This window comes from Vibrio sp. 779(2023) (assembly GCF_033344285.1).
Classification (GTDB): Bacteria; Pseudomonadota; Gammaproteobacteria; order Enterobacterales; family Vibrionaceae; genus Vibrio; species Vibrio alginolyticus.
This window is the reverse complement of the sequence record NZ_JAWPOM010000008.1, coordinates 1-26,729: the sequence shown is the minus strand read 5'-3', so window position 1 is coordinate 26,729 and position 26,729 is coordinate 1. Positions and strand designations below refer to the sequence as shown.

General features: G+C 40.3%; 28 protein-coding genes. 3 read left to right on the top strand and 25 right to left on the bottom strand.

Annotated elements, in window-relative coordinates; genetic code table 11:
- Position 1 precedes the first annotated feature (1 nt).
- Complete coding sequence (locus R8O70_RS11845) at positions 2 to 1,210, top strand: bifunctional alpha/beta hydrolase/OsmC family protein (protein ID WP_213899622.1); 1,209 nt, start codon at positions 2 to 4, stop codon at positions 1,208 to 1,210.
- A 36-nt stretch (positions 1,211 to 1,246) separates the two neighbouring features.
- A complete protein-coding gene (locus tag R8O70_RS11840; RefSeq protein WP_213899623.1) occupies positions 1,247 to 1,825 on the top strand; it encodes a DsbA family protein in 579 nt (192 codons plus the stop codon).
- 277 nt (positions 1,826 to 2,102) lie between these two features.
- On the opposite strand, the gene R8O70_RS11835 is transcribed toward R8O70_RS11840, so the two are convergent.
- The 14 genes from R8O70_RS11835 to R8O70_RS11770 all read right to left on the bottom strand — a co-directional run bounded on the left by R8O70_RS11835 (position 2,103) and on the right by R8O70_RS11770 (position 15,428).
- Entirely contained in the window at positions 2,103 to 5,129 is a 3,027-nt protein-coding gene (locus tag R8O70_RS11835; protein ID WP_213899624.1) for a Tn3 family transposase, read from the bottom strand.
- A gap of 165 nt (positions 5,130 to 5,294) precedes the next feature.
- Positions 5,295 to 6,023 carry a Qat anti-phage system TatD family nuclease QatD gene (gene qatD, locus R8O70_RS11830; protein ID WP_025634089.1) on the bottom strand — a complete coding sequence of 243 codons (729 nt, stop codon included), beginning with the start codon at positions 6,021 to 6,023 and terminating at the stop codon, positions 5,295 to 5,297.
- Positions 6,020 to 7,354, bottom strand: coding sequence for a Qat anti-phage system QueC-like protein QatC (qatC, locus tag R8O70_RS11825; RefSeq protein WP_025634087.1), 1,335 nt, complete (start codon positions 7,352 to 7,354; stop codon positions 6,020 to 6,022). The genes qatD and qatC overlap by 4 nt, the downstream gene beginning before the upstream one ends.
- On the bottom strand, positions 7,347 to 8,204 hold the full coding sequence (locus tag R8O70_RS11820; RefSeq protein WP_054574966.1) for a hypothetical protein: 858 nt from the start codon (positions 8,202 to 8,204) through the stop codon (positions 7,347 to 7,349). The genes qatC and R8O70_RS11820 overlap by 8 nt, the downstream gene beginning before the upstream one ends.
- Before the next feature lie 6 nt (positions 8,205 to 8,210).
- Positions 8,211 to 9,974, bottom strand: a complete 1,764-nt coding sequence (locus R8O70_RS11815; RefSeq protein WP_025634902.1) for a P-loop NTPase fold protein — start codon at positions 9,972 to 9,974, stop codon at positions 8,211 to 8,213.
- A 43-nt stretch (positions 9,975 to 10,017) separates the two neighbouring features.
- Complete coding sequence (locus R8O70_RS11810; RefSeq protein WP_206937404.1) at positions 10,018 to 10,269, bottom strand: hypothetical protein; 252 nt, start codon at positions 10,267 to 10,269, stop codon at positions 10,018 to 10,020.
- A 375-nt stretch (positions 10,270 to 10,644) separates the two neighbouring features.
- On the bottom strand, positions 10,645 to 11,190 hold the full coding sequence (locus tag R8O70_RS11805; RefSeq protein ID WP_213899625.1) for a hypothetical protein: 546 nt from the start codon (positions 11,188 to 11,190) through the stop codon (positions 10,645 to 10,647).
- Positions 11,191 to 11,364: 174 nt separating this feature from the next.
- A complete protein-coding gene (locus R8O70_RS11800; RefSeq protein ID WP_206937402.1) occupies positions 11,365 to 11,847 on the bottom strand; it encodes a hypothetical protein in 483 nt (160 codons plus the stop codon).
- Positions 11,847 to 12,179, bottom strand: coding sequence for a hypothetical protein (locus R8O70_RS11795; RefSeq protein WP_029811850.1), 333 nt, complete (start codon positions 12,177 to 12,179; stop codon positions 11,847 to 11,849). The genes R8O70_RS11800 and R8O70_RS11795 overlap by 1 nt, the downstream gene beginning before the upstream one ends.
- Positions 12,180 to 12,196: 17 nt before the next feature.
- Positions 12,197 to 12,703: a hypothetical protein gene (locus R8O70_RS11790; RefSeq protein WP_029811849.1), complete on the bottom strand. Its 507-nt coding sequence runs from the start codon at positions 12,701 to 12,703 to the stop codon at positions 12,197 to 12,199.
- A 35-nt stretch (positions 12,704 to 12,738) separates the two neighbouring features.
- Complete coding sequence (locus tag R8O70_RS11785; RefSeq protein WP_025634894.1) at positions 12,739 to 13,239, bottom strand: hypothetical protein; 501 nt, start codon at positions 13,237 to 13,239, stop codon at positions 12,739 to 12,741.
- Positions 13,240 to 13,324: 85 nt separating this feature from the next.
- A complete protein-coding gene (locus tag R8O70_RS11780) occupies positions 13,325 to 13,621 on the bottom strand; it encodes a helix-turn-helix domain-containing protein (RefSeq protein ID WP_025634893.1) in 297 nt (98 codons plus the stop codon).
- Positions 13,622 to 13,820: 199 nt separating this feature from the next.
- Positions 13,821 to 14,549: a hypothetical protein gene (locus R8O70_RS11775; RefSeq protein ID WP_206937400.1), complete on the bottom strand. Its 729-nt coding sequence runs from the start codon at positions 14,547 to 14,549 to the stop codon at positions 13,821 to 13,823.
- Positions 14,550 to 14,687: 138 nt separating this feature from the next.
- Positions 14,688 to 15,428: an excalibur calcium-binding domain-containing protein gene (locus R8O70_RS11770; RefSeq protein ID WP_025767055.1), complete on the bottom strand. Its 741-nt coding sequence runs from the start codon at positions 15,426 to 15,428 to the stop codon at positions 14,688 to 14,690.
- Positions 15,429 to 15,865: 437 nt separating this feature from the next.
- Here R8O70_RS11770 and R8O70_RS11765 point away from each other — a divergent pair, with 437 nt between their 5' ends.
- Positions 15,866 to 17,086 (top strand): hypothetical protein, encoded by a 1,221-nt coding sequence (locus R8O70_RS11765; RefSeq protein ID WP_206937398.1) that lies wholly within the window; start codon positions 15,866 to 15,868, stop codon positions 17,084 to 17,086.
- Here the strand turns inward: R8O70_RS11765 and R8O70_RS26490 are convergent.
- The 11 genes from R8O70_RS26490 to R8O70_RS11715 all read right to left on the bottom strand — a co-directional run.
- Entirely contained in the window at positions 17,083 to 17,454 is a 372-nt protein-coding gene (locus tag R8O70_RS26490) for an RDD family protein (protein ID WP_025767057.1), read from the bottom strand. The genes R8O70_RS11765 and R8O70_RS26490 overlap by 4 nt on opposite strands.
- Positions 17,451 to 20,474, bottom strand: a complete 3,024-nt coding sequence (locus R8O70_RS11760) for a hypothetical protein (protein ID WP_213899626.1) — start codon at positions 20,472 to 20,474, stop codon at positions 17,451 to 17,453. The genes R8O70_RS26490 and R8O70_RS11760 overlap by 4 nt, the downstream gene beginning before the upstream one ends.
- Positions 20,474 to 20,740, bottom strand: coding sequence for a hypothetical protein (locus R8O70_RS11755; RefSeq protein WP_025634882.1), 267 nt, complete (start codon positions 20,738 to 20,740; stop codon positions 20,474 to 20,476). The genes R8O70_RS11760 and R8O70_RS11755 overlap by 1 nt, the downstream gene beginning before the upstream one ends.
- A 3-nt stretch (positions 20,741 to 20,743) precedes the next feature.
- Positions 20,744 to 21,931 (bottom strand): hypothetical protein, encoded by a 1,188-nt coding sequence (locus R8O70_RS11750; RefSeq protein ID WP_025634881.1) that lies wholly within the window; start codon positions 21,929 to 21,931, stop codon positions 20,744 to 20,746.
- 7 nt (positions 21,932 to 21,938) lie between these two features.
- Entirely contained in the window at positions 21,939 to 22,628 is a 690-nt protein-coding gene (locus tag R8O70_RS11745; protein WP_025634880.1) for an HNH endonuclease, read from the bottom strand.
- A 1,246-nt stretch (positions 22,629 to 23,874) separates the two neighbouring features.
- Entirely contained in the window at positions 23,875 to 24,048 is a 174-nt protein-coding gene (locus R8O70_RS11740) for an HNH endonuclease (protein WP_140050538.1), read from the bottom strand.
- A 327-nt stretch (positions 24,049 to 24,375) separates the two neighbouring features.
- The gene (locus R8O70_RS11735; protein WP_025767062.1) at positions 24,376 to 24,618 is read right to left on the bottom strand and encodes a hypothetical protein; all 243 of its coding nucleotides are present in this window, start codon (positions 24,616 to 24,618) and stop codon (positions 24,376 to 24,378) included.
- 10 nt (positions 24,619 to 24,628) lie between these two features.
- Positions 24,629 to 25,012: a hypothetical protein gene (locus tag R8O70_RS11730; RefSeq protein WP_025767063.1), complete on the bottom strand. Its 384-nt coding sequence runs from the start codon at positions 25,010 to 25,012 to the stop codon at positions 24,629 to 24,631.
- A 127-nt stretch (positions 25,013 to 25,139) separates the two neighbouring features.
- Positions 25,140 to 25,742, bottom strand: a complete 603-nt coding sequence (locus R8O70_RS11725) for a hypothetical protein (RefSeq protein WP_140050539.1) — start codon at positions 25,740 to 25,742, stop codon at positions 25,140 to 25,142.
- Positions 25,743 to 25,842: 100 nt separating this feature from the next.
- Entirely contained in the window at positions 25,843 to 26,148 is a 306-nt protein-coding gene (locus tag R8O70_RS11720) for a hypothetical protein (protein ID WP_169567642.1), read from the bottom strand.
- 355 nt (positions 26,149 to 26,503) lie between these two features.
- A partial coding sequence (locus R8O70_RS11715) for a hypothetical protein (protein WP_318184191.1) occupies positions 26,504 to 26,729 on the bottom strand: 226 nt, incomplete at its 5' end.

Genomic DNA, 26,729 nt, shown 5'->3' with positions numbered 1-26,729 from the left:
TATGAAGAATAAAGTCGAATTTGTCAGCAATGGCATTACCCTTAGAGGAATGTTGGAATCGCCCGACCAGAGAGTTTCCAGCTACGCCTTATTTGCACACTGCTTTACCTGTGGGAAAGATATTGCAGCTGCTTCTAGAATTGCTAGAGCCTTGACCGCAAAAGGTATCGCGGTATTAAGGTTCGACTTTACGGGCTTAGGAAATAGCGATGGGGACTTCTCTAACACCAATTACTCCTCCAATGTGGATGACTTAAAAGCAGCCGCAGATTTTCTAAGAGAGAATTATCAGGCACCGAGTTTATTGATCGGCCATAGTTTGGGAGGGGCTGCCGTACTGTCAGTAGCTCACCGCTTACCCGAAGTGAAAGCCGTTGCAACCATTGGAGCACCTCACGAGGCGCAGCATGTTGTACATAACTTTGCGGCCAATCTAGACACGATCAATCAAGAAGGCAAAGCTGAAGTCACATTGGGTTTTCGAAAGTTTGTTATTAAGAAACAGTTTGTTGAAGACCTTAAACAAATCGAATCCGAGATTGGAAACTTACGAAAAGCATTATTGGTCATGCACTCGCCGATGGACAGCACAGTAAAAATCGCCGAGGCCGAAAAAATTTATAAAGATGCCAAGCATCCAAAGAGCTTTGTAAGCCTGGATAATGCTGACCACCTTGTTTCCAACAAGGATGATGCCGAATACATTGCTACAACGATTGCAGCTTGGGCAAGCCGATATATCGAACCCTCAATCGTAGAGAAATCCGGGCAAACGGTAGCCAAAGGCCATGTCTACGTCGAAGAAAAGGACCATAAATTCGCGCAGAACGTTTATAGCAATAGTCATCACTGGCTAGCCGATGAGCCTGTCGCGGTGGGTGGAATAAATGCAGGCCCCGATCCATACGAACACTTGCTCGCCGCATTAGGCACTTGTACCTCCATGACGATCCGTATGTACGCTGATAGAAAGAAATGGCCGCTAAGCAATATCGGCATTAACTTGCATCATGAGCGTAGTTACAGCAAGGATTGTGAACACTGTGATGAAGCCCCTCAGCAAATTGATCACCTCAATCGTGAAATCACATTGGAAGGTGAGTTAAATGATGAGCAGCGGGAAAGTCTGCTTGAGATTGCAGATAAATGCCCAGTCCATAAAACCTTACACAGTCACCTAGTAGTAAACACAAAACTAAACGCGAATTAGAAAAAGCACTTTAAACTCTTCAGGAGATAAACAAATATGGCCATCCCTATTCCTCATCGCCCAAGTGGTTTTCTACTAGGCGACCCAGCTGCTCTTGTCACACTTGATGCCTTTATCGACATACAGTGCCCACACTCTCGTGCTGCTTGGCCAACACTAATGGCCGTAATGAAATACTATCAGGATGATCCGGTCAGCTTAAAGGTACACATGATTACCTTGAGTAATCATCGACAAGCCTGGGATATCAGTTTAGGTTTATTCGCCCTTGCTGAAGGTGATGCTAGCAGGTTTTACGATTTCGCCACGTTTGTATACGAGCGCCAGGATCAGTTTTATAACGCGCCGTTTCTACACAAAACGCATGAAGACTTGCGTCAATTTGTAGCTGACTTAGCGCAAGCGCATTCAAATATAGATCGGGAAGCCTTTCTGAAGAGAATGGGCGACAATGATATCTACGTTAATGCTAGAACCCCAATTCGCTATGCCGCTACAAAAAGTGTCTGGGCTACACCAACATTCTTCGTTAACAATGGGAACAATGTACCTGTTGATCACAAATCTAGCTTGGATGATTGGATAAAGCTGATTGATTCTTTGTTAGCAAGCTAATTTTTACTTTCACTTATTTATGGCTTCTGCTTAGAAGTATGAAGTAGCCTATTTTCTTGAGTTGCTAAGGATTTGCTTTATGAAGTTCGCAGAAGAGATCCTCTCCTCTGTTTTTTATCGGTTATGTCTATTAAGTGAATAACGACAAATGTCCGCTTTCCTCTTTTTCCTGACTTGATTACCTACAAGCAACAATCTTTGAAAACACCGTTGACTCAGATTCCTGATACTTCAGCATCATAAATATACGGCCAGGCAAAATCAAAGACTCAAACATCTAGGCTGCAATCAGCTCGTGAGATCCTGAGAATGGTTCAATATCACTCAGTAAGCCGTCTAGATCGATTTCGGTTCTACCTTGGTCAAAGGAATATTCACCATTCAAATTAATGTGTTGCCAGGCAACGGGTGATAAATTGACAATGTAATCTGCTATATCATCTCTTCCCCGATCTTCATTTATTTTAAGGTAGGCAGATAGTAGCGCGGAGTTATAGTAAATAATGCAGTTTGAGATTAACCGGGAGCAATCATTCCACTGTGAAACCTGGTAATCGTTTCCGCCTCTAAATCGATTCCCATTAACGGAGGCAATGGCTCTTTTCAACTGGTGGTAGGCTTCGCCACGATTCAATGCTTGCTGGACATATCGCCGTAGTGTTGCATTATCAACATAATCCAGGAGGTAAAGGCATTTTATCAGCCGATCATATTCTTGGAGAGCTCGGAGTGTTTTACTTTGACCGTTACTGAGCTTACGAATTACAGTGCTTTGCGTCGTTGTTTTACGGCTCAGTGAGCAGATTATGTGCTGTATCTCATCCCACTCCTCTTGGATCAGCTTGCAATTTATGTCTTTCTTCAAGCGAATCGAGCAACCATCTTCCTCTGTAACTTCAAACAATTTGAAGAAGGTGTTTTTGACTTTTGCATACCGGGGTGCAAAGCGGTAACCAAATAGATCCAATATCGCAAAGTTGACGTTATTCGTGCCGTGATTATCCGTGGATAAAGTAAATGGCTGTATGTCTGACGTATTATTGTAGAGAAGGTCAAAGGCAAAATGCCCTTCGTATTCGTTCGCGCCAATAATTTTGGTATTGACCGGAACGTGGTTGGAGACGAGCGTCAGCGATGATACGCCTTTTCCTTTAAAGAAGTCTTTGGACGAGTAACGCGCTTTAAAGGTATTGATTCGACACTCAAACTTTTGGCCGTCGATACTGGAGTACAACTTGTTATCGTCAAAGTGATAATGAACAAAAATAGGCAGTGCTGCAATCGCATTGGATACCAGGTCATTCGACTCATTTAGCGTATCCATTCTGACGTAGCTTTCTTCTACACTTCGAAGTTTGCCTACCGAACGGTCAGAAATATTAGCCATCTTGTACAGGCCATAGTTGGTGCCATTCGCCAGAACACAAGCAATCAGATCATCATGATTGATCGACAAAACATCATGGTTCGCCGATATGTGAGAGAAAGCATCCAGAAAGCCGGTCTTCTGCTGTACAAATTTAAGCAAATCAACAATGCCCATGTGCTTTATTTGGCTATAGATAGGATTATCGACTGACTCTTTCCAGCGTCGATTTGGTATTGACCACTTTAATTCATGACGATCTTGGCTAAATTCGACATATTGGTTGTCACCGCTAAAGATATGGTCGCTGACGGACGCTAGCTTCTCTTCTAAGTCACTTAGCTTTTTAGCAAGCATCGTATCGACATGTTTTAGAGGGTGGGTAAGGCCAGATTTCTCGATGATCTGCTCCTTCTTCTCATTCCATTCTTCTGTGGCAATGAGATCACTCTCGAGACTACGATTCCGCTCGCTTTCTACAATATAAATTTGGTTAGATTCGAATAACTGGGCGGCCTTTCGATAAAGGTAAAACTCAAAACGGAGAGTTCTTTTCGTTTCATCAACGTCATAGACGTGTTGGCGCTCAGATTTCCGGATCAGTTTTTTATTAATGGTTGAAATAGATCCATTTTCGGCTATCTCCGAGATCGAAGATGCGAACTGTTCAATCAATTCGGGTTTGATTGCTCCGAATTCGACATCAACGGCTTGGAAAATCGACCGCAGCAACCTTTTAATTTTATTTGTTTGCCGACTTATATACTCCCATTCATATTGGGCCGTATCAAAATCAGTATCATCTAAATGGGCGCTGAGAAGTTTCAGATTCTTCTTCGGCAAGAGTTTGAACGCACGCTTCCGAACATCTCCGAACGTTCTGCTGTCACTGATATCTGGATCTACAAAAAAGCTCAGGATATTTCCGGCAACTTTGAGGCTGTCTTTTACAACATCGACATCTTCAGCGACTTTTTGTTTCGCGAATATTTTGCCAGATTCGGTGATTTTCCGGACTAGATACAAAAATGCCGATACTAGGTTGTCATTCGTTTCACGATACCTGAAATACAGATAACAGCACAGATAAAGCAGTGACTGGTCATCAGAGTGGCGTCGAAGCTTATAAACCGATTTATGCTTTACAAGCGAGGCATAGTATTCAAGGTTTTTCGGGGAAAGTGATAATTCGGCAATAATCTGTTTGAGCTCTGGATAAAGCTCTTTTATTGCCTGATGAGTAGTAAGTTCTCTATTGATTTGGCTCGACGAGAAATCCTTCGCCATTTGTTTTAGCCTGGATAGGTCGGTGAACGTCTCATCCGAACCCAAAAGCTTTAGTAGTGATTTTCTTGTTTTAGGTGTCATGCTTTTTTCAAGAACTTTTTTGATTCGAGCTCTTTCAGAAATGAGCACTTCAGATACATGATCCTGGAGTGTCGTATACCCGGCAAGTGCAATTTGGTTTTGATTAAAGAATGCGATGCATTCATCAAATACATACCGTGGATCGACGCTGATCGTAACGACATCCCGGAGTCGTTCTAGTATTTCAAGTTTGTGCGTTTTACGGCGATAGTACTGGTAACCTGTGTAGTTAAGCAAACGACTGACTAGTTTTGTCTTGGTTGAGGCAGAAAGATCCTTAGCTTTAATACTTTTACCCTTAAAGTATTTCGATATGATGAAATCTAGATCTGCCTTAACAGCGTTAAAATCAAAGTTTGGAATAATCGGCTTGCTTCTGAAGTAACCCAGCAGCAATATGAAATAGCACTTGGTGTCGATACGGCGGCATTCGTCGACAAGTTTCTGAGTCTCATCATCAAGCGAGAAATACTCCTCTCGCTCAGCATGACTAAACGTCGGTAGGGAATACAGCTCTGCGATTTCGGACTTATTGAGTATTTTGATGCGCTTATTGTTTGACTGCTTCATGATTGACCCCAGTGATTCTTATTTTTCGGTCATCATATCGGAATTTGGTTATATTTTGACCCTAAGGTCATTTTCGGGGGGATGGGCGCAAAACCCCAACAAGGTGGCTAGCTCAAGATCTACATTTATAGGTCCCAATTGCACAACATCTCTACAAAGATGTATTCATTTAGCAACTAATTGACGTAAATTATTCTTCAACTGTCTAACTGTATCTGATTGAGACACTTCCCATTCTTTAGAAAGATACTGAATTACGGTATCAACATCTGAGGGGAACAGTATTTTTCCCGAAACTTTCGCAAAAGGTCCATCTGTTTCTAGAAGAATTTTATCTTTAGGTAACCAAGATATAAGTCGCTTTCCACGTGCTGAGAAAAGCATTGCTGGTCCAACTGAAAAATAACAACCTATATCGACAGCTTCTAATAACTGTTTTTTTGTCCCCAAAAACCAGTGGAGAACAGGGATGCCTGCTTTCGGGTGTTTTTTCAGACACATTAAGGTTTCGTCTACTGCATTCAGGCTATGTATTGTTAGAACTTTATCATTGAATGACTCACATTTTTTCAGAATGTGATTAAAAACCAATAATTGGTCATCAAAATGCTCTCTCCAGCCTTTTGATCCATCTAGTCCAATCTCACCTATATATTTAGTTTTCTCTATAAGTCGATCGAAAATTGGTAGTTCATTTTTCCTTAAATGAGCTAGCTGAGGGTGCAATCCCAAAGCGGTTTTGCAATGCTTAAGCCCTTTTGTGAGATTAACAGTGCCTTCGAAGGCTGAAGGCACTGTTGTTACAGATAATACGTAATAGTTTGAGCGTTCAATGTCATCCAATACCTTCTGATGTTCGGGGTATAGATCAACATGGCAATGCATATCCATCATGATGTTTTGTTAGCCTGTATAAACACTTCAACTTCCATCAAACCACGCTTAAGCGTTGATTCCAAGGCATTACGTATAGACTTATCTAGTGGGATTGGACCAGATTTACGTAGCCAAGATTTGTAATTATTGGTTTGCTTCAACCGGATAATGGCTGTTTGAACTGCTTGCAGGTCGTCTCTTGTATCCTTCTCTTTAATTAGCGTTTTCAATCGCTTTGTTTTATATGGTGCGTCATCATCAAAGCCAGCATGATGAACAGATGCTCTTCTAATTAGACAGGGCAAGCAGTGCCCACATTGTATGTGTTCTCTGTGCCAGTGGCTGCATGAAACGCTTAGCGGTACGGCTTTTTTAATAGCGTTTTGGTCAACGCACTCAGCCAACATCTCCCCCTTTGTTTTAAACTGATAAGGGTTTACGAATTTGACGTCAAAACCTATGCGTGTCAGCAATTCTTCCAACCTCTGCAAGAAGTTGGGGTGTGTGGTTCTCGTACTGTGACTACCTATTCGCCTTCTAGTTAGTGGTGGATTGATTGAGATATAGCCATTCTCAGGAACGATAATGGTTTTAATACTGGCATCACAGTTAGCACTTCTCAGTGCGGAAATGCCCAATACGGCCATCGCCAAGAAGTTAAAGCTTCTCCCACGCATACTTATGTCCGTTCTGCCTTCATATGTTTTAATTATATGAGGAGAAATTGAATAGGAGAGCTCAGCAAATGGAGAAGACAACAAAGTCTTAATTTCTTCCTGTTTTGCACCATCTCCACGATAGGCGTGACTTACTAAGAGAGGCTTATATTCTGACTCTCCATTAAGGATATCAATAGCACCCACTGCACTATCAAGACCGCCAGAAAATAGGCAAACAGCATTTTTTCCTAGAAGAGTTTTGGCTTTATATTTAGCCTGCTTACTTATCTTAGGTTTAGGCAGTTCCATTGATGTCTGCTCAAAAGTGAACATCCATTGATCGCCAGTAAGAAAGTTCAAAATTGAACTCAACTCAGCGCTTTCTGCATTCCATATATTCGGTTCACTTACAGGGATGTGAAGGTGCATTTGCCTTGACCAAGCATTCTCAGCCTTCTCTCTTAACTCAAAAGTATCTGCTGCGGTAACAGCGGAAGCAATTGTAATTAAATCGATTGCCTTAGGCTCAACAGCAACTCCCAAGTCTCTTACTGTTTGCAGTAGCCCTCTGGAAGCTAAGCTGTGTTTTTTTTGATCATATTCGTGAGTGTGGAATAGTTGTACAGGGTGGCATGACTCTGAATATTCAGGTAGTTGGTTTGGATTATCATTGAAGTAAAACTTAGTCATCGAAACTCTCCCATTCTTCAACGGTCATTGCGATGGTATCAGCTTGAATCTTGGTAATGTTATTTCTGGTGATATTGCTAGGGTTGCCATTAGTGACCTTGTCTAGCTGCTCCTGAGCTATTACCTTGATAAGCTCCCTTAGCTCAACTTCCATGCTATGGTGCTTGCTAGCAGGTTCTACGTGGAACCAAGCCCTGCCCATGCCTTCAACCACATCTTGGAAAATCAAGTCAGTTAAATAGCAGCCGATGGCTTGTTGGATTACTTCTTCAGTAAAACTATTTGGATCGAAATCTTCTGTATCTGGTAGCGCTTCTTCCAGCGCGTAATCTAAGGCAATTCTCACAGAGTCTGAGTCAGCATTATCAGGAGCCAAATGTGAAGCAATTCTATCAATAGCTTGGTCAGTGGATAGGCCTTTCAAGTCATTTAAGGAAAGGCTTTGGTTGTTGACAGTAACAGTGTCTCCACGCATTACTCCAAGTAAACCAGTACCAGCCGTTATCCCACTAGCCAACCTTCGGCTTGTGGTTTTTCCACCACCAGAGCCTTTTTTAGAATAACTCTTTAGTGCTCGCCTTAGATCAGAGCTTGAACCTCCGGCCTTGGCATAATTCCCGAATTCTCTTCTAGCTCCTGCAAAACGGTTTGCAGGATTGGCAGTACCAGATGGTTTGCCGATTTCCTGCTGAACTTTTTCATTGTCGATTTCCTTGTCACCTTGATTTTCCCCGTCCGGGCCACCAGTATCTTGAGCTGGCTCAATTGTTACAGGCGGACTTTGTTCAGCCCATGACGGAATGAGTGGGCTCTGGTTATTAGGGCCAGTTGATGATGCTGAAGTACCCATTAATACCTACTTTTCTAATTCCTTGATAATTACATTCAACCACCTTTGCTTTGGCAGTCCCTTCACGTAAGTTAGTAGCGCCTTTTTACATTTAGGCTCTTCAACTGCTAGTAGTCTCGCGCCATATATGCCTGGGGGAGCTTTTGACCAATCACTTACAGTCCTGAAGTTTTCAATTAGTCCATCCATCACAGCTAAATAGTCTTCTCTTGGGGTCGCTGCTATGGCATTTTGGTTTGTATGGCTTAGTCTTTCCGTTTGTTTCATTAAATCCTTCACAAGCTTTTGAGCAGCGCCGGACATAACTGCATTCACTAGGCCCATGGGGATACTCTCTCTACTTAAGTATGCCGCTGGGGTCAGGTTCACATTTGCAAACATCGGTGGTAGCTTCGACCACTTGTCAAGAAAGGCTAAATCTAGCTTCCACTCTTCTGGTAAATCCATATCATCGAATTCAGCTTCTGGATCTTCCAATTGAGCCAGAATCTTTGGAGAACCACTCTCTGTATCAATCAACTGATACAGTTTGTTTGTTGCTTGAGTCCCCAAACAACGCTCAAATATCACCAATTTGGTAATGGTTTTCTCATCCAGCTGCATACCACGACGGAGTGCTGTTTTTCTTCTCATTTTCACCTGATTTAAGAGGCGTTTAACAATTCGAGGGTTCCCATTTATATTGGAGGACTCTGCGAGCAATGGAGCAAGTTGTTCGGCCACGATGAACTTACTTCTGAGTTCGTCCTTACCCTGAACATCTTGAACTTTATCAACGTCCAAAAGCTCATCGACTGATATGGGTGACTGCTTCCAAGATAGCTGAAGAGACTGCTCTAGGCTTTCCCTAAGCCCCTCAAGCTGGTCACTCGTAACGCCATGATCTTGAGCTGTCAACATCATCAGGTAAGCTCTGATTTCTAGAGTACCAGGTCTTGGAACGTGTACTGGGATTTGAATTAATTTATCTAGGTAGTCTGTTTGGTGGCGCTGCGAAGCTCCCTTGTGATATTCCGGCACAGCTAAGCGGATCATATCTTCGTCTGCCGCAATCACGAATGCTGTATTTGGTAAAAACAAAAATAGTCGTATCGCTTCCAGCGTCGAAATTGCATTAAATGGCGAGCAACGGTCCAAGTTATCGACATAGACTATGAGTGGTTTATCAAATTCACTCAACAAGTCTGAGTACGCATTGCGGAACTCTTTAATTTCTTTTGGGGGTGAAAAAGCCTTTTTAGGCTTTAAAATTTCTTTGTTATCTTTAGCTATCTGCTTCGCACCATCTACTGCATCCTTGGCATCACCAAAGTCTAGTTCGCGATCCTCTCCACCACTGAATAGCCCCATCAACTTCTGAAAACCACCCATGGTGGGAACGCCAGCTAAAGCTGCACCACCATCCATCAATAATCCCAAAGATCTAATGATGTCAACACGTCCTGCAAACTCTTTAGCCTTCTTGCTCAAGCTGGCGTTGTCTTTCGCTTGGTTTACCAAGGTAGATGCAATTGTCTCTAATAGAGCCGCTTTAGCATCGTCATAGCCTTGATACATCCATGCATCGAAATGGACTTGAATGTAGTCTTGCTTCTCTTCAGATATTGATTTTTTGGTTAGCTCTAAGATTGTTGATTTTCCTGCCCCCCAATCCCCAAAAACGCCAACAGATATTGGCATCAATTCCTTTTCGGTGATTAGATCCTTAATCGATTCGGCAGTTTCACTAAAATTTAAAAAGTCTAGTGAGGACTCTTTATCAGACCACATTTAAACCCCATTTTGTCTACAAAATAGCTGTTTTCAACACGCACTATTTTCTGACTTTTAAGTCAAGCCCCAAAACTAGAGCGTTGGAACCATCTTTATTTGTTAAGACTTCTATTTTATTTGCCCGTACACTGACTTCTTCAGGTAACTCATCTTTAGAACAATGGATTACAAACTGAGTTTTGGTATTCTTGTAGCGGCTAATTAGCCCTTCATCTATGTACTTTTCAACATCTAATGGCGTTGAAAAAATATCCATATTCCTTTGAAGCTCTTCGATTTCCTTAGTGTTCATATCTTCCTCATTTCTGCCAAAGCTATAACAGTCTATATCAAACTAAATATTCTGTTATTAGGAAAAATAGGTCAAATGATGACAAAAGAAGTGTGTCCCAAATCAGAGTCTGGCAAACTTCGGGGCATTTTCGATTTAGGAATGGCAGCGTATCGATTGCGATCGCGGCTATTTTAGCATGAGACTTTATTACTCTCTCACAGTAGAGTTAAAATAAAGCTAATCTGGTAAATAAAACGTCGGAACTGATTGCCAGGACTTTAAGTGACTATTAGACAGGAATCGAACTACCTGCCAGTTGCATTTGATACTTATTATCCCTGCTGGCAAGCGAGGTGACGAGCTGGTAGCTATTGCAATAGCTCAGAACAAGTGCTAGCCACTGGACGATAAACCTAACTTTGAAAGACTCTCTTCTCCTGTCAACACTGGGTGATAATGAAAGTGCGGTTTTAGACTTTCAGCAAACTGACTGACAACTTTTGGAAAGCCACTGTCTCCAGCTTGACTCTCGTAAGCTGAAATAAACGTAAAATCTAGTATCTCCATAGAAGGCAACGTCAACCATGCGTGAATATTGGCCATATTGGTAGGTGAACAGTCTAAAATTGATGACTTGATATCATCCTCAGTTAACTCAAAATATTTATTTCCATCAAATGTAATAGATCCAATAGTGAATATTGGTGGCGCTCCGTAAAAATGTTCTACCGCTTTCATTAGTTGAGAATGAATGTTTAGACACTGTCCTACGAGATCGGTGCCTTTTAGTGGGTTATATAGATAATTTAGAAAATCCAAGCAATTTTGAAGGTTTTCATCACTACAAAATTTCGCATCTAAAGCCTTAAAGCGTGTATCAGACAATTTAAGGTACCTTGAGCGCTCAATCGCCAATTCGAACTCTTCCAAATATCTCAACTTCTGCTCCTAAGCATAAACGCCCTATTAAGGTTTGAGCAACGCAATACTGATGCCGCCGCATACCACCTTCATCACCTAAACCAACGCATAGTCAAAATGCCACACGTGCCGAATCACTCTTGAACAATTTGTTATGTTCATAGCTACTCTAAATCAACACTAAGGTTACTATCATTTTGGCCAACGATTGTAGATCCAATACAGACATCTTGAAACACCACCAGCAATTCCTCCAAGTAGGATCAATGCCAGACCTTTAAACCCGGAAGATAGAGCATAGCCTAACTGTATTGATGTACTTCCCCAGCCGTTGGATAAGCCAGTTGATATAGCTAGTCCGAAGAGAATGATCAAGATAAAGCTAGTAATACTAATTTTCCACATTTTCATTATCAGAGAGAAAGCGAATGCAATGTAGATTAAGATCCTCAGCAATTCGATGAAGCCATAGTTAGCCATCCCAGCAAGAACATAGTTAATCGATTCGGTTAAGCTTAAAACCGCACTAAACAGAGCAAATATGGCCGCCCCCATGAAGATTACTTGTGGTAAATTGCTAACTGAAAGGTATACAAACAATCGGTTAAACAGCTTAGTAAAGAGTTTCGTCAATTTGTGTAATGAACTGCGTACAGGGAATCCTATTTTGATCATTACTTATTTTCCATTGCTCTTAGCGCCTCACCCAGTAGCTCTTCTGTACTTAGATTTTTGTTATTAGCTAGGCTCTTATCAACTGTTCTCAGTGCCTTATATTCTGTACTTGTACTTTCGCCATCGATGTCTTCTTGTCGACGTCCATATGCAATGTAAATGTTATGAAAGACTCGATTGCGCTCCTCTCCAGTACAATCTAAATTTGCCAATTGCTTTTCAGCACCTTCAAACATGATGTCTAAGCTATCATCTGTTTTGGCTTTACAGAAATGCCGATAGGCTGTATCAATGCTTGTCTCTGTAGAAACGACAAATTTTTTCGTATTCATTTTAATAATTTTCTCATTCACTTAGCTAGAGTAATACTAAATCTATCCATGTAAGATAATATTTCAATTTCATTTTTATAAACTTCGGTAAGTTTACGTTTAGCTTTATTATACGCCCCTAACTTTCCATACTTCTCCACGGACACAACTGTAGTCTTTGTCGATAATGATCCGTCATCACCATATACATACCACTTGGCCAAATAATGGAGTTTTTTTCTTCGAGGGTCTGATTTGATAGGTGCGTTCTTTTCTATTAGTTTCGGCTCTAGACTATGGGGTAATCGGGTAAACAGTTCAGGCTCATTCAAGACTCTTTTCCAAAGCTTTTTCCCCCACAACTTTATGCCGATTTCGTTCCTTAACCTAATAGCTTTCTTTAAACCTTTCTTCTCTCCAATACGGATATAACCAACCGATCTATGAAGAATTTTATCTTCGGGTGTATGGATGTGAATCTTAAATGCAGTCTCAGCTTTTGAGATAAACCTAAGACCAGTGTTTGTCTCGAAATTGGATTTCATGTTCTAAGCTAATTATCCGTATAATTAATTGATATTTAATCTTCGTATTTACTGAGTTTGGTCTCCAAACTAGTGATCAATTCCGGTAGTTTAGATACATACTCTTTAAGCATAGTTATTTGATGTTTAGCTAGGCTTCGCGCTTGTTCAAGCTCCCTAGTTGTCACTAACTTTGAAGCATCTCCTCCAATATTTTTCCAAAGTCCTGCATCAAGTCTCTGGTTTTTATACTGTAGATCACCACCTTGAGTGCGAAAGCCGGTATCGGTTTCTTTGATTGCGATACGCTCTTTGATTTCCCCAGCTCCAACGGTGTAAATTTTAAAGGGAGCTTCGACCTCGGGTTTTCTTCTCGAAGACATGGGAATTCCTGCAATCTTACGACAGGTCTTGCAAATAGGTTTTCCGCTTAGTTTTGCATTTTCTATACTTTTGTGGGGGTCATTACTAAACCAAAGGTGTTTACCACATAGTGAGACCCATTGGCTTTCTTTGTTCTTACTCACATCGTGGTTAATATCAATAATACAAGGCATGTATATTCCTCAAACCTATCATGGCATTACTCAATATCAGAAAGTGTGAAGGGACTTCTTTGAAGTATCGCGTTTAAGGGGTAATTCAATCATCAAATTTACTCGGATAATTTAGCACATCACACACGTGCTGTCGATTAATTTCTATCCAATCACGATTTACTGCACCCCAATCTATTATCTTAAACTCACCACCTTTAGTGTGTTCAATTTTAATCTCCAATTCATGAATAGCTTTGATAGTATCCTGTGCGGTTCTACGAGGCATATTCGTTGCTTCCACTATTGCTGGGACAGTGTTAAAACCTCTATCAATTAGATATGCAACTAACAAACGTCTCAGAAATGAGGTTTGAGTTTTACTCGGCTTATTATCGTTCATGCTATCCTTCTTCGTTAAACAAGTTTTTTTTGAACAGTATTCATCATCTTCGGTAGGAAGTAATTCCCATTACACTGTAATATCTTACGTCATGACCTAGTTAACAAATGGTTTTCATTTAACCTAGCCTAGGCTTAGTAAACCATCTATACAACTAGACCACGACACAAGTGACAACGTCACGCAAAACTCAACCAAATTACTTTATGTTCCCGAACATATGCTTTAAGCAATGTGAAGTTCCAATATGCTGGTACAGTCTGTGTGAACGTAGTTTGTTTAATAGATTCGGACTCTTTAAATGCTTTATGCACTCTTCGACTTCTCCCCGAGTAAAGAAACTACTTGGCATATTAAAATTAGTCGGGTGTACTGCCAAGCACCTCTCATTATTTGAGTCGGTATAAGTCATTTCAAACTCTAATTCCGGGTATATTTTCTGTAGCATGTTGATCTCATATACATAGCCCATATACTCATGATCAATGAACCTTTCGTGAATGTTTACGTTAGAAAGAGGGGAGGTATTTCTAAAAACTTCCTGGTTGTGGTGATAGAGGAACCGCGCAGTTATGGTCCTATGTTTTCCCTCTTCAATGAAGTAAGCATCCTCAACTTTTGTAAAAGAAATACCTGGTTTTACATGATGATCTAAATAGTAATTTGGATTTTCTTTGAGTTCCATTAGGGCTCGCTCAATACGTTTTAAGTGACGCCCACCTAAACAGTCCCCCCACTTCATCGCATCATAGCCTTGGCTATGACCAACAACGCGCTCTAAAGGAATACTGCCAAATCTCTTCTCAATATGTGGAAATAGATAAATTCCTCTACCCGTCAGATAATCGTCGAGAGGGAGTAATTCCGTATTGGTGAAATAAGCCGGATTTAGTCCATTTAGCTCCAGTATATTTGTTTTGATTGCCATACTCAGTTCCTCGTTAGTTTTTAAAGGTTTTAGCCACCGATTCGCTGGTGGGCTAATGAGCATATCAAGCAAAATGTCATCTCTACTACCTGAAGTCCCGCTTTTTGGAAGTCCACCTATCGTATTGATAGAGTCGATTTATTCACATACAACCCCATCACCATCTCTATCGTTCATATAAGAGTATGCAGGATGTGATCTTCTTACTGGTGCAATACCATTGCTGATAGCTTCCTTGCATGTAATCCTACCGTTATTATCTTCGTCATACATAAGTAACGGTGCGGACTTTGAAACGTTTCTCGTGGTTTTTATACTTTCCTCAGCAGGTTCATATACGATCATATCAGTGCTTGTGCAGTTTCTTAGTACCGAATCTAACGTTTCCACTTCTCTGCGGTCTACACTTAGAGCGTATTTCAACTTTACCTCGACCACTCTATTAGCAAACCAGCATCTGTTTTTTTGGGGTAACCACTCTCCAGCGTCCTTTCCACACTTACCGTTGTCACCACAACGGTTTACAGTAGGTGAAGCTAATGTAAGATTCAGGAGATCACTGGCAAATTGAATGCGCATTTCACTGGATTGTGAGCACATTCCGCTATCATGTGCTTCACTTGTTGACACTATATGCTCAATGTCTGTGTATCGGTCAGATTCAAAGTAACTGCCAGTGTAAGGGCCATATATCAATCCCCCCATACTACTTACTATGTGATCTTCTACTCGTTGAGAATAGTTGTATTGTTGAGATTTATCGTATGGAGAACATCTATTCTCAGGTTTGACTATTAAACCCCGCCATATCTCTGTTGAATAAGCATCAAAAGAAACCAATAAGATGCTTGTAAGAACAGCTTTAGAAATTGTTTTCATAAACTTCCATTGATTATTATGGTACAGCAATATACTTGAATGCACTAAGCCCAAGCCTTTTGGCATTCGCTCTTGCTGCGGCCTTATTCTTGAATGGATAGATCCCATAACTAGCCAATGTATCTAGTGCCACATCTACCGAATCAATTAACCAAATATCACGAACACACGGAGGACTTCCAGATACTTTAACGTGAAATAAATCTCCATTTTCATCTAATGAAGAAATAGTTTTGGAATCCACATAATTTAGATCAATGTGAACTATCTCACCGTCACTTTTGTAAAACCTGGGATAATTATGAACTGTAACTAGAAGATATCTCATACTATATATTTGCCTTTTGTAGTTAATTTGTCATCGTTTAATGATTTACAGGCGGTATTGCCTCATAGCTAATGTGGTATATTTTTGCATTCTATTAATAGGTGTTCGCATGCACATAACTGTATCTAGTTCTGATAAAAATTTGGACTCTGAACATCACACTTTTGAACAACCTTCCTTGCTGCTTAAAAATCGTATTAAAAGCCCAGAAGCCCAATCCAAATTAAAAATTCTCCGTCTTTCTGATTCAGTACTCAATTGCCACTGTGTATCACCACCAGCCACAATGTATCTACGTAAAAGGGGGGATTACATATTCATGGTGAATCATTATGAGCATGGCCAACATCTGCAAAATTGTCCCTTGTACTCAGACATAAAAGGTTGCAGAGAAGCGGTAAATAGAGATATTTCGCCTGAGTCCGAAGAATCAGATTTTAATACCTTTATTTATCACAGAGCGCTCCCTTCTACTGGAACTGATTCAACTAATCCAAAGTCAACTTCAACACGAACGCCCAGTGTACGGCATGGAGAGAGTAAGTTAGAAAGGCTGTATTATCATTTATTAACCGACACACTATCAAATTGGCATTTCTCCGGAAAATCTATGTCGGCTGAACAGCACTTATTCAAACTTAAGAGGTCTGCCAATAAAATCCTCTTTGGAAGTAGTACTCTTGATAAATACATATTTATCGGACCAACAGGTTTGAGATACGCTTTTTCAAAACTCTATCGTAAAACCGGGGCTGGGTGGAAAGGCCCTGGACGCCCACAAGCATTTTGCATGTTCATCACCAATACTATTGAGTTAAAAGAACATTCTTTAGTAATTGATGACACGTGTCTGTCGTTTACCCGTTTGGTGAGCCCTTTAGCCAAATCGGCACTTAAAGAAGTGGAAGGACCTTATTTCGTCTTAGCAACCTTATGCCAAATGCACTCAGAAAGAATTAAGCTACACACCGTTTACATCCAACCAATCGTTTCATTGACAAATCAGGTACCTATTACTTCATCATTTGAACGCAAGGTTTTTACCGCACTAATATCTAAAATCGATAATGGCTCAAAACGTTACAGTATTCAGAAAATACTAACCACTCAGATGCAAAGAAACACTTCGGACTACTCCACGCCGAGCTTTATCTTGCAACTGAAGAATAATCATGGAAAAGTGATTTACCGGAGTATGGTTCAAATTGACGATTCGATTTATAACTTAGATAGATTTAGTCGCTCACCCATTTCTCTATGGCGTGTTAACCACTCAATGACAATATCCCCTGATGAGCCAATAGATATTGCCACAGAAAAGATTCTTTAAACTATACGAGTTTTGACGTTACTCGAGCTCATCCGGTCAGACAGAGATCGACGTTTAGGGAAAACAACTATCAAGAACAAAATCGGCACCGTTAAGCAAATTAGAGTACCGAACAAACGATACACATAAGTAGAAACCTCAACGTTCTCACCTTCTTTTCCTTGCACCTGAAGTTTGAATATTTTTTCCCCTAACGTCCTCTTCAAAAGTATGTATTGGCCCATCATCGTAAAGAAAAAGAACACATAGAAATAACCTATGCTTTGGATAGTCAACGCATTTAGTTCAAAGACGTAAAACTCTAAAATACCGAATAATAAGCTAATCAAACAATAGTCGGTTACAAATGCCAAAAATCTCTTTATCACGTACCAACTCCGTTTAATAAAATATGTTCTTTAACCCTATTGATACAATCAATGTAAACATCTTTGTCAGTCATATCATCGACTTCACCCTTCTTCTTGATGAGTGCTTTCATATCTGGGAACGACAAAACCTGTCCTAATGCAATATTCAATTCATCATAAGGTACTGAGTCACCTAATGCCTCTTTTACTTTTCTTCTGACATGAACATCTTCGGCATCACTTGCTAATGACCATACTAAGCCAGGAGGTAACACCGATACGATAGGTTGAATAATTGGCGCTTGTATTTTCTTCAGCTTACCTATGTACAAGATTCCGCGCCCCATGCCATTTAAAATTCCAGCTTTACCGACATACGATTCTATAGATTCAAACTCATCATCTGTTAGCTTAAACTGTTCCTTAATCACCCGTTCTGTACCTACACCTGGGATGTTGCAAATGAAGGTATTAGTAGCCAAGTCGCGAATAGATGGAGGGAAAGCTTCGTACATCTGTGTCAATAAAGTGATGATCTCACGATACTTACGCGCTGTTTTTACTTCTTTATCAAAGTTTTCATCTAACTCAGGACATTGAGCCTGTTCGTATTCGTCTTGGAAGTAATACTTGGGTAAAGGCTTTTTCGCTCGAGCAATTCGAAGTGCACGCTTATAAAACACAGGATCTGCATCATTTTTTACATCATCTTCATGTACCCAGAAATGCCTTTGAGCTAGACCTTTTGCAAGAATAAACCATGCATTTTTCATCGCTGCTGGGGCGGAATCTACAACTGGTTTAGCGTTTACAAACAGCATTGAAAGGTCAGAGTAATCTACCATCGGATATGAGCCTAAAATTGCGCTATATCGATCTGTCATCAGCTGCACTGAAGCACCAATTAGGTCCAGTAGTTTTTCTCCTCCAACTTTGAAAGAACCCATAGCGCTTTGCTGTTCAGCCGACTTTACCTCTTTGGGTAAGTCAGAGATCAGCGGCCAAATATACCTATGAGCTATTTTTGACAATCTTAGGAAATATTGTCGTTGAGCGTTAGATATACCTTCTTCATTCGATGCTTTGTATAGGGCATTACGGGCGTTTAGGTAGCTGTACGACGACTCGCTCTTTAAATGTTTTTGTACAAGATGGTGAGCAAGCTCTTTCTGTATTTTATCGACGCCGGGTTGCGAAGGGTCAATTTTCCTAGGCTGTGAAATAGCCTTTGCTACCATACTGTCAATTATTGCTGAAACACAGTTATCAAGTTGTACGTGGATTGGCTGTTTCGAGCCACCATTGACTATCTTAGTAACAAAAGCAGTCGCAGTGTTGTTCTCCGGCTTAGCCAATTTATTGTAACCATATTGTGGCTCAAGCATGTTGTAAGCGCTTGTCTTTTCATTGGCAAGACTGATTGCCCCTACTTTAGCTCTATCCTCTTTCTTCAGGTTTGCCCTAACAGTTTCGGCAGTGAATAATATTGACTCACCATAGTCGACCCCCGCAATAAGAGGCAACGATGTCGTTCCAGCTAAGAAATGCATTGCCCTGGTTAATACACCAGCTTGAACTGACTTACCAGAACCCATAGATCCACTAACTAAATTCAAGTGATGTGACTGTGTTGAATCAAAGTCAATAGGCCATGGCTTGCCATCAGGTGTGATATAGAGTAATACGCCGGAGTCCCACGGCGAGGCAGGACGTATGATTGGAGCGGACGAGAAGGCTGTTTCAATACTGTCATTACTCGCTCTCCCAACAGGCCTTGAGCTATAGCCAGGTAAAGAGGATAAAAGGCCCTCTATAGGAAATGAGCACATACGTTGCCTTTCCCCTCCCCAACCTCTAAGTGCACTTTGTACGGCTTTGAAACGTGTATTAGTTTCCGTTTCGTTATCACCCCAAACAGTCACCGACATATAACACTCTACTGCACACCCTCCTTCTTGAATGAACTTTGTTGTCTTATTACAGGCTTTCAGAATTTCACTTGATATTGGGTTAGTTTTAGCAACGAATGTGGTGAGACTCGATTTAGTCATTTTAGAGGTTTGTATACTTTGGGAGCCAGAAACCAGAGTGTACGATATACGCATAGGAACATCTCTGTTAACTCGGTTTATAAAACTCCTCATTAACATAGGCTCATCCCCGACTAAGTAACGCTCAAGCGTGGTATAGCAGTGACCATTGAAAAACTTAAAGTCAGGTCTTTTAGCATCCTCAAAAGGCTGTTCTACTATCTGCGAATGTATGGAGCTATGCCCAATCTCATCAGTATCAACCTTGTAGGTATGATTGCTCATTATTTTAGGAGATGATTCTTGTCGTGTGGATGGTTTCCAACGGTCCTGGTTTTCAAAGTCTCGGTATAGAAGATCTCTGATTTCCTTTAATGCACGATGAGACTCTAGTTTTTCGAATAGAACGTACTCAGAAAAAATATTAGTCATTTCTGTAACAAAAGAACGATGCTGGTCGTAAATCTGCATCGTTTCTACCCAGTGATTCTGGGTCTTAGAGCTACTGCTTAAACTGTGACCATATTCATCTGCCAATTTTTTTCTATTTTCATTACCCTCTTTGATGTTTGGTCTATCAAGAGTTTGGGGTGTCGTAGTCAATACAATATAGGTCATCTCTGGCTTAATTAGCTGAGAAATGAGGCTCTTTTCAGTCTTGTTTAACTTCTCATTTTGGTAGCCCATCGTTTTTGATACAGAGTCCACTGTATTAAGACACTTGTTCACAAAGCTCTCAGAACGACTTGAATCAATATCGATAACAAAATCTATTCTGTTTCCACTGTCTGTAAAATTTTGTCGAGCTCTACTTGCCATAAAGTCAAGTATGGCAAGCTCCTGCTTATTTGAGTAGAACCTGTAAGCCCCGTTCAACTTTAGTAGGGTAACCATTGAACCATCGTGAGTTAGCAGTGAGTGAGGGTCAATGCTTGATGTTGTTTCTAATTGACAAATCTCATAGGGTTTATAGGAGATTAGATTCGCTAAAAATGAAAGAGCTCCCATTAGATAGTTAACCTCTTTACTTTCTTCGCAATAACTGGTTGAGTATCCACTCTTCTTGTAGATAGGGCTGTGATTAATTCACTCATTTGAGCTTTCTTATCCGCATCATCTAGCTGTTCAATTTGATCTAGTTTAATGACATCCTGTACCCCAAACGAGTTATGAAACTGTGAGTTAAGCTTTCCGAACACATTCAAATCTTGAAGCTTTTTGTATGTCTCGGGCATTTGACCATCTGAGAAAATTTCTAGCGGTTCAATTTCCATTTTCTACACTCCGATATCTGGCATTGCGCCAAATTTTTCTGCAATAATATTGGCTTTTTTTACATCTTGGCTACTTAACCAAACCCTTGCCGCACCGACACCAAACCCACCGCCGACGAAACCTGCTTTCATAAACGCTTCCGCAAGTTTGGAGCAAATAATCCTGTCATATGCTCTGAGGTACACTCCCAGGCCAGTAGCTTGTTTTTGACTTCCTAAGTGGACTTTATCGGCTAAGGCACACCAAATATTTTCACTGACCACACCTTTAGAGTAACTATATCTATTTTTTGATAGGTCTATTTCAGGCCTTACATCCAACTTACCAGCATTAGTTTTCAGGCCTCCCAAAATTTCAACCTCACAGTAACGTAAAATATCAATAACCTCTGGAAGAGCAGCCCATATTCTCGTTGTAGATTTCACACCTTCGATTCCAAAGGTAAAACTTTGAGCTCGCTTTGGGTCGATAGACTTTACTTTGATATTTAGAATTGCAGCAGTATTTTTATGGAGGTTCTTTAAACCTATTATGACTTTTTCTGTATCAGGGAGTAGTACTTTGTTTTTATATCCAGCAACAATTGGCCCATCGCTACTAAACGTAAATTCTTCCCAATTGTTATCCAAAGGAAAGTTTTGATTCATTAAGTATTCGAAATGCGCAACCCTTGGTAAGGTATAATGATAGATCTTTCCGTTTGCAGACTTTACAGTACCTTGGAATGACTGATACGCATCATTTAATGCCGCTTTAGCTGAAGCGTCTGCGAGTTCACTTATATTTAGTAGTTCAGAAGGTAGGAACCCTTGTGATTCCAGGTATTGTGGGATTTCACCACCAAGGCGATATCGAAGGTAGTCCGGATTAAGTTCGAATTTACCCTGTAGATCTGCAGCAATTGACTGAACTAGCTTTGCTAAATGTTGAATACCTTCAATATCTTTTTTAACATTCAACTCCCTCATTATCTGTTGTAAAGACAACCTTAAATATTGCGACGAACGTAGGTTAGGTACTTTGTAGAGGGCTTCTTTTTGAAATATAGAGTGTTGAATGTTAGTTACCCAAATTGTAGACATCTCCAAATCAGAATAGGAACTAAACTCCTTCACCTTGCCATCGACACAAGAGAATCCACTCCTAGGTTTTTTTTCATCGTTGAATATCGCTACGCCATATGTGTTCATTAATATCCTATCCTTCTAAACTAGAGATATGGTTGTTCACTATTTCTGGCCAATTGTTTGGGTCATAGAAATCTGAAAAGAAGTCTTGGTTCCTACTCCACTCCTCTATCTCTCGAGAAAAGGGATCTGGAGTAAACAGCAACCTTAAATGAGGGTACTTTAACTGACGTTCGGAATACTCTTTGTCATCCATAGCACGAAAGTCTTCAGCTAGTGCCCTAATGTTGGTTATTTTGTACACTTGACTTACTTGCTGCGCCGTAGCAGAAAGGAGCTCGATCCAGAGCCCTGTATCGCGTGCAATACGCAGAAGCGTAGTACCGCATTTTTCTGGACCTTGGATTTTTGCTAAGTAATTTGCAACCCAAGATATTCGAACGTAAGCATTGAGCTCCTCCTGGGTCAAAGAGGGACAAAAAACTAAAGTGGCAAGTTTATTATCTGCAACAAAACCCAGATGTTCACACATATGACATAGAGGGCATTTACACTCAAAGTTAATGATTTCGTTATGTTTGTGATTCCCATCCTTGTGATGAACATGTTGATACTTTTCTGAACGAAAATGGCAATCAGTACATCGATAGTCAACATCTGATAAAAACTCCACCCTTTTTAGTTGAAAGTCTTTATCATCAGATGGTTCTGGTGGTTCTGATAAACGCCATTGATGGCTTCTACTAACACCTATGAACATTACTCACCTATATATGTCATTTGTGGATATTTTACAATACCCCAATTATCATAATAATTGGGATGATTAACAAGGAATAATTTGGAGAGGCGTTAAGTAAGCGCTTATACCAAGATCGAACTGAGTACTTTTCCGATTGATATCTTTATAACGTGGGCAGGTGAACAGTAGAGGATGGCGAGCGATTATGAGTAAAGATGTGGCTTCTTTCTTTTTCTGTTGCTTATAAATACTGATGTTTCGGGTTATCGATTTATGCTACGCCATAGCTGTTTAATAGTGGCATTTGTATGATGCTTGCGGTTAGTAAACCATTTCCGATACAAAACGCCATCGGTCGCACCGATATTACCTTGATTACCTGCTAACCAAGCTCTGTGCAACTCACTTCTAGCAACCAGCCGCCTAAAACTTCTTGGCAAGAAAAGCTGCTCATACCCAACAAAATAGGCTCGCTCGCATATCAGTTTATATACACTTGTCATACAGTTTTCCTTATCCAGTTAATGTTTCTTTTTAGGTTTCAGCAGCGTCTTAACTAGCTTATCTATCTTACGCTTCTGCTTGTACATGGGCGGTTGTATAGGGCAACATCTAAGAGATCACTTAGCTCTCCAACAGCATCACCAGTTTTAGTCGGGTTTACTGACCTTTAAGCACCACCCCCAGTTCTTCTAGTGGCCATACGAGTGTCTAGTTCTTATGTTGAACATGGCTCCCTCTTTGTTATCAAGTTGTTCTGATGGCATTAATCCATTTGAATCGCCTATTTTGACAGTTGTCATAAGCATGTAGGTGTAATTCAATACCTTTTACACAATCTAGTTGTTTACAATGTCATTTTTTGCCGTTTTTTCCGTAGATAAAACCATACACTACAGTAATAAAAGCGAAAATGAAGAACCACATTAAATTTTCATTCTCGATTAGAGTTTCTAGAGAAAAATCTAGGACAAATCGGACTAAGAAATAGGCACTAGCAAGGGCTGAAACGTTAGTAATAAAGTCCGCGAACTTCCGGTGGTTAGGTTTTGGTTCTGGCATGTTTTTTCCAATGTTGATTACAGCCCATGTCTAGGGCTGTATTTGTACTGTTTCTCTGCTCGCTTTCTTAAGCAAACAGCCTCAAAAAAGTCACTTGTGCTACTAAGGTACTTTTGCTTATTACCCACTCCGATGTAGGCGACAAAGTAGCCATTGATCTGTTTCACTCCAGTCACACCAGTTTTGTTGCGGCGACTTCTAGCTAAATTTCTCTGAGCAACGCAGTTGTCCCCCTACGTAAATTGCTCCATTTATCATTTAGAGAATCACCATCTTTATGATCGATGATGAAATCAGGAAAATGACCAGTCATTATTGACCAAGCGATTTGACCAGATGTGTACTCTTTACCGTCAATGACAATTCTGCGCCACACGTTGCCTTTCTTCCGCTTGACGCATCCCGCAACTAGATTAGCTCGGCGGCCTCTGCCCAACTTTTTCCACTGGATGATGCCACTATCAGGGTCATAGGTGAGTTGGTTTCTAATCTAAGTTACTAATTCCAATACTATCTTCCAACGTTAAATTCGCTCTAAAACTGGCAACTGAAATGAGCCAGTTGCGCTTTGTAACCAAGCACGATGTATCTGAGTGCGAGCAAGTAGCTTCCTAACCAATTTGGGGACTTCTTTTTTGGCTTTATCGGCTTGGTTATATGACCAGATCTGCAATGGCTCGTAACTATCTCTATCCAGCAGGAACTACTCTTTATATCCAACTTTATTGGGATTTCTATTACCAAATCTCTTTCTAGCCAACCACATCCCTAAGAACTGGAGTACGACAATCAAGATCATCACTGAAAAAGCCATTTCACGATTAATAACGCCAACGAAAAGTAACACTAGACTTAATACAAAACCGATGACAATTGCTTGTAAATGGTGCTTATGTAAAGAGGTTCCTTTAGGTTGCCAATATCTAGCTAATATATTGTCTAACATAAGGTGTTACCTACATCTTGATGAGAGCGTTAAAGAATAGTTCTCCATCAGTGAAAGCATCTTGCAACGTCAAACCGTATGCTCTGTGCATCCATGCGGATTTCAGGACTGATAGCCTACACTTAACTTGAAATTCTGCTTCTTCTTTATCTAAATTTGGATACCCAGCAACCCCCAATAATAGGTCATGTATGCGCTGATTAGATTGGCTCAACTTGATTATAATTGAAGGAGTAGTGATATAGTTTAGTTTCTCTTTAGATACCTCAGTTAGCTCCAACTCTGTAGCAATCACATCAAACCATAAGGTAACTTGTTGTACGCAGATGGAGCTATCGGCATTTGTATATTCACTCAGGCTATCACTAATTTCTTTAGCTAATACTATTTTCATTTCTTGTTAGTCCTTGGTCGTTGTCTTAACTTTTTCTTTAAGGTCTGCGTTCTTATTTTTGAAGCATTTTTACGGTTCTAAAAGGTAAATCTAAGGTTTTTATGAGCTAATATGTTCCCTATCCTAATTAACCTACTTTTTTAGCTAAAGACTTTGCCAGTCCCTCGTTAACAAATGATTTCCAATTTTCTTTAGTTAGTTCTGCCTCGACAACTTCTTCTTCGACTAGCGAAATGATGATTTCTCGATTAATTAGGTTTGTAGCCATGTCTAAATCATGTAAACGAAGGAACGATGTTACACCCCACAGCTTATCTGAATGAAGTTCCAAGCTATCAGGTAGACCCATAAGAGCAGCGAAAGCAAAATCACCTTGTCTTAATCCCCTGCAATGCAAAACCATCATATCTTCAAATCCAAGATAGATTGCTTCTAATGGTTTATCCTCATCATCGTTTGGCTTTAGATGAACTAACCATTTATCCTGATGGACATCAACTAAGTGATTCATCCCTTCATAGTTTTGTAAACCTCGAAGGTTATTGGACATGAGCACACCGTAAACCAACTTTAGTTTTAAATGATCATCATTTAATGGTGTGTCAGGGTTTAGCACACCCTCCTCTCCACGATCTAGAATAGGTAACTCAGCAGCATCTACCAAAACAGCTAAATCTTTTTCGGTATGGGGCATCTGCCATACTGCATATTGCATTTCATTCTTTGACAAAGTTTGCACTCCAAGTTGTTATTACTACTTCTATCAAAGGCACTCAAATCAACCTGTTAAATGCCTTTTGCACAAGTTCGATTTTTCCAATACTCTCAAGTTACTTAGTGAGTGGGATAGAATTTGAATCCATAAAAGAATCAACCTGTTTAACCAAGTCTACTGCTGTCGGCTCTGTCTCTAACGTTGACCGAAGTTTGTTGATTGTTGAAACGCACTCCTGATTAACTTTGAGAGTAATTTCACCTAGGTTGTTAATGTTGGAGTCACAAGCCAATTCCAACTTTGCATCAAGTAAACTTAGCGCAATAGAATGACCTAATTCGATTACCATTTCTTCTTGAGTCGTTGCTTGAGCTTGCAAGGAAAGAGCAGCTAAGATCGTAGCTACTAACTGTATTTTCATATTTTCGATTTTCCCATTACTTCAGCGACAAAAAATCGCCTGTGTATTCATAGTTGACAAGCGCATGTAAATCTCGCCTATGAGAAGGCGTTGCTTCTTCTTTAGCTTGCTCATAAAACCACTTTCCCGCACCATAAAGATCATTGTTGATGTCTAGCCACGATACATCATATTAATTACCATCTTTTTTGTTGATGGAATCAACACGCTCGTTCCAAGTTCAACCATCTACATGCTTCACCAAAGAACGCATGTTTTCCTTAGATTTTTCAGTTAATTCAAAAGCGAATGGGTTAGAGGTGTTTGATAGTTTATCTAATTCAAGGTCATCTCTAGTTTCAGTCTTACTCCTGTTTTAGTCTCCTATTTTTAAAAGTTCAGCGTTCACATACTGCCATGTTGTTGAGTTAAACCAGTTAATCGGATCTATTTCCCTGTCTGGAACCAACCAATGAAAACCATCTTTTAATGCTTCTTTGTCTAGGCAATACTTATTATTATCTAAGAACCTATCCCAAAAGGAATTGTCAGATAATACATAATGATAATTTATGAGGGCAACGTATGGCAGGTAATAAGTG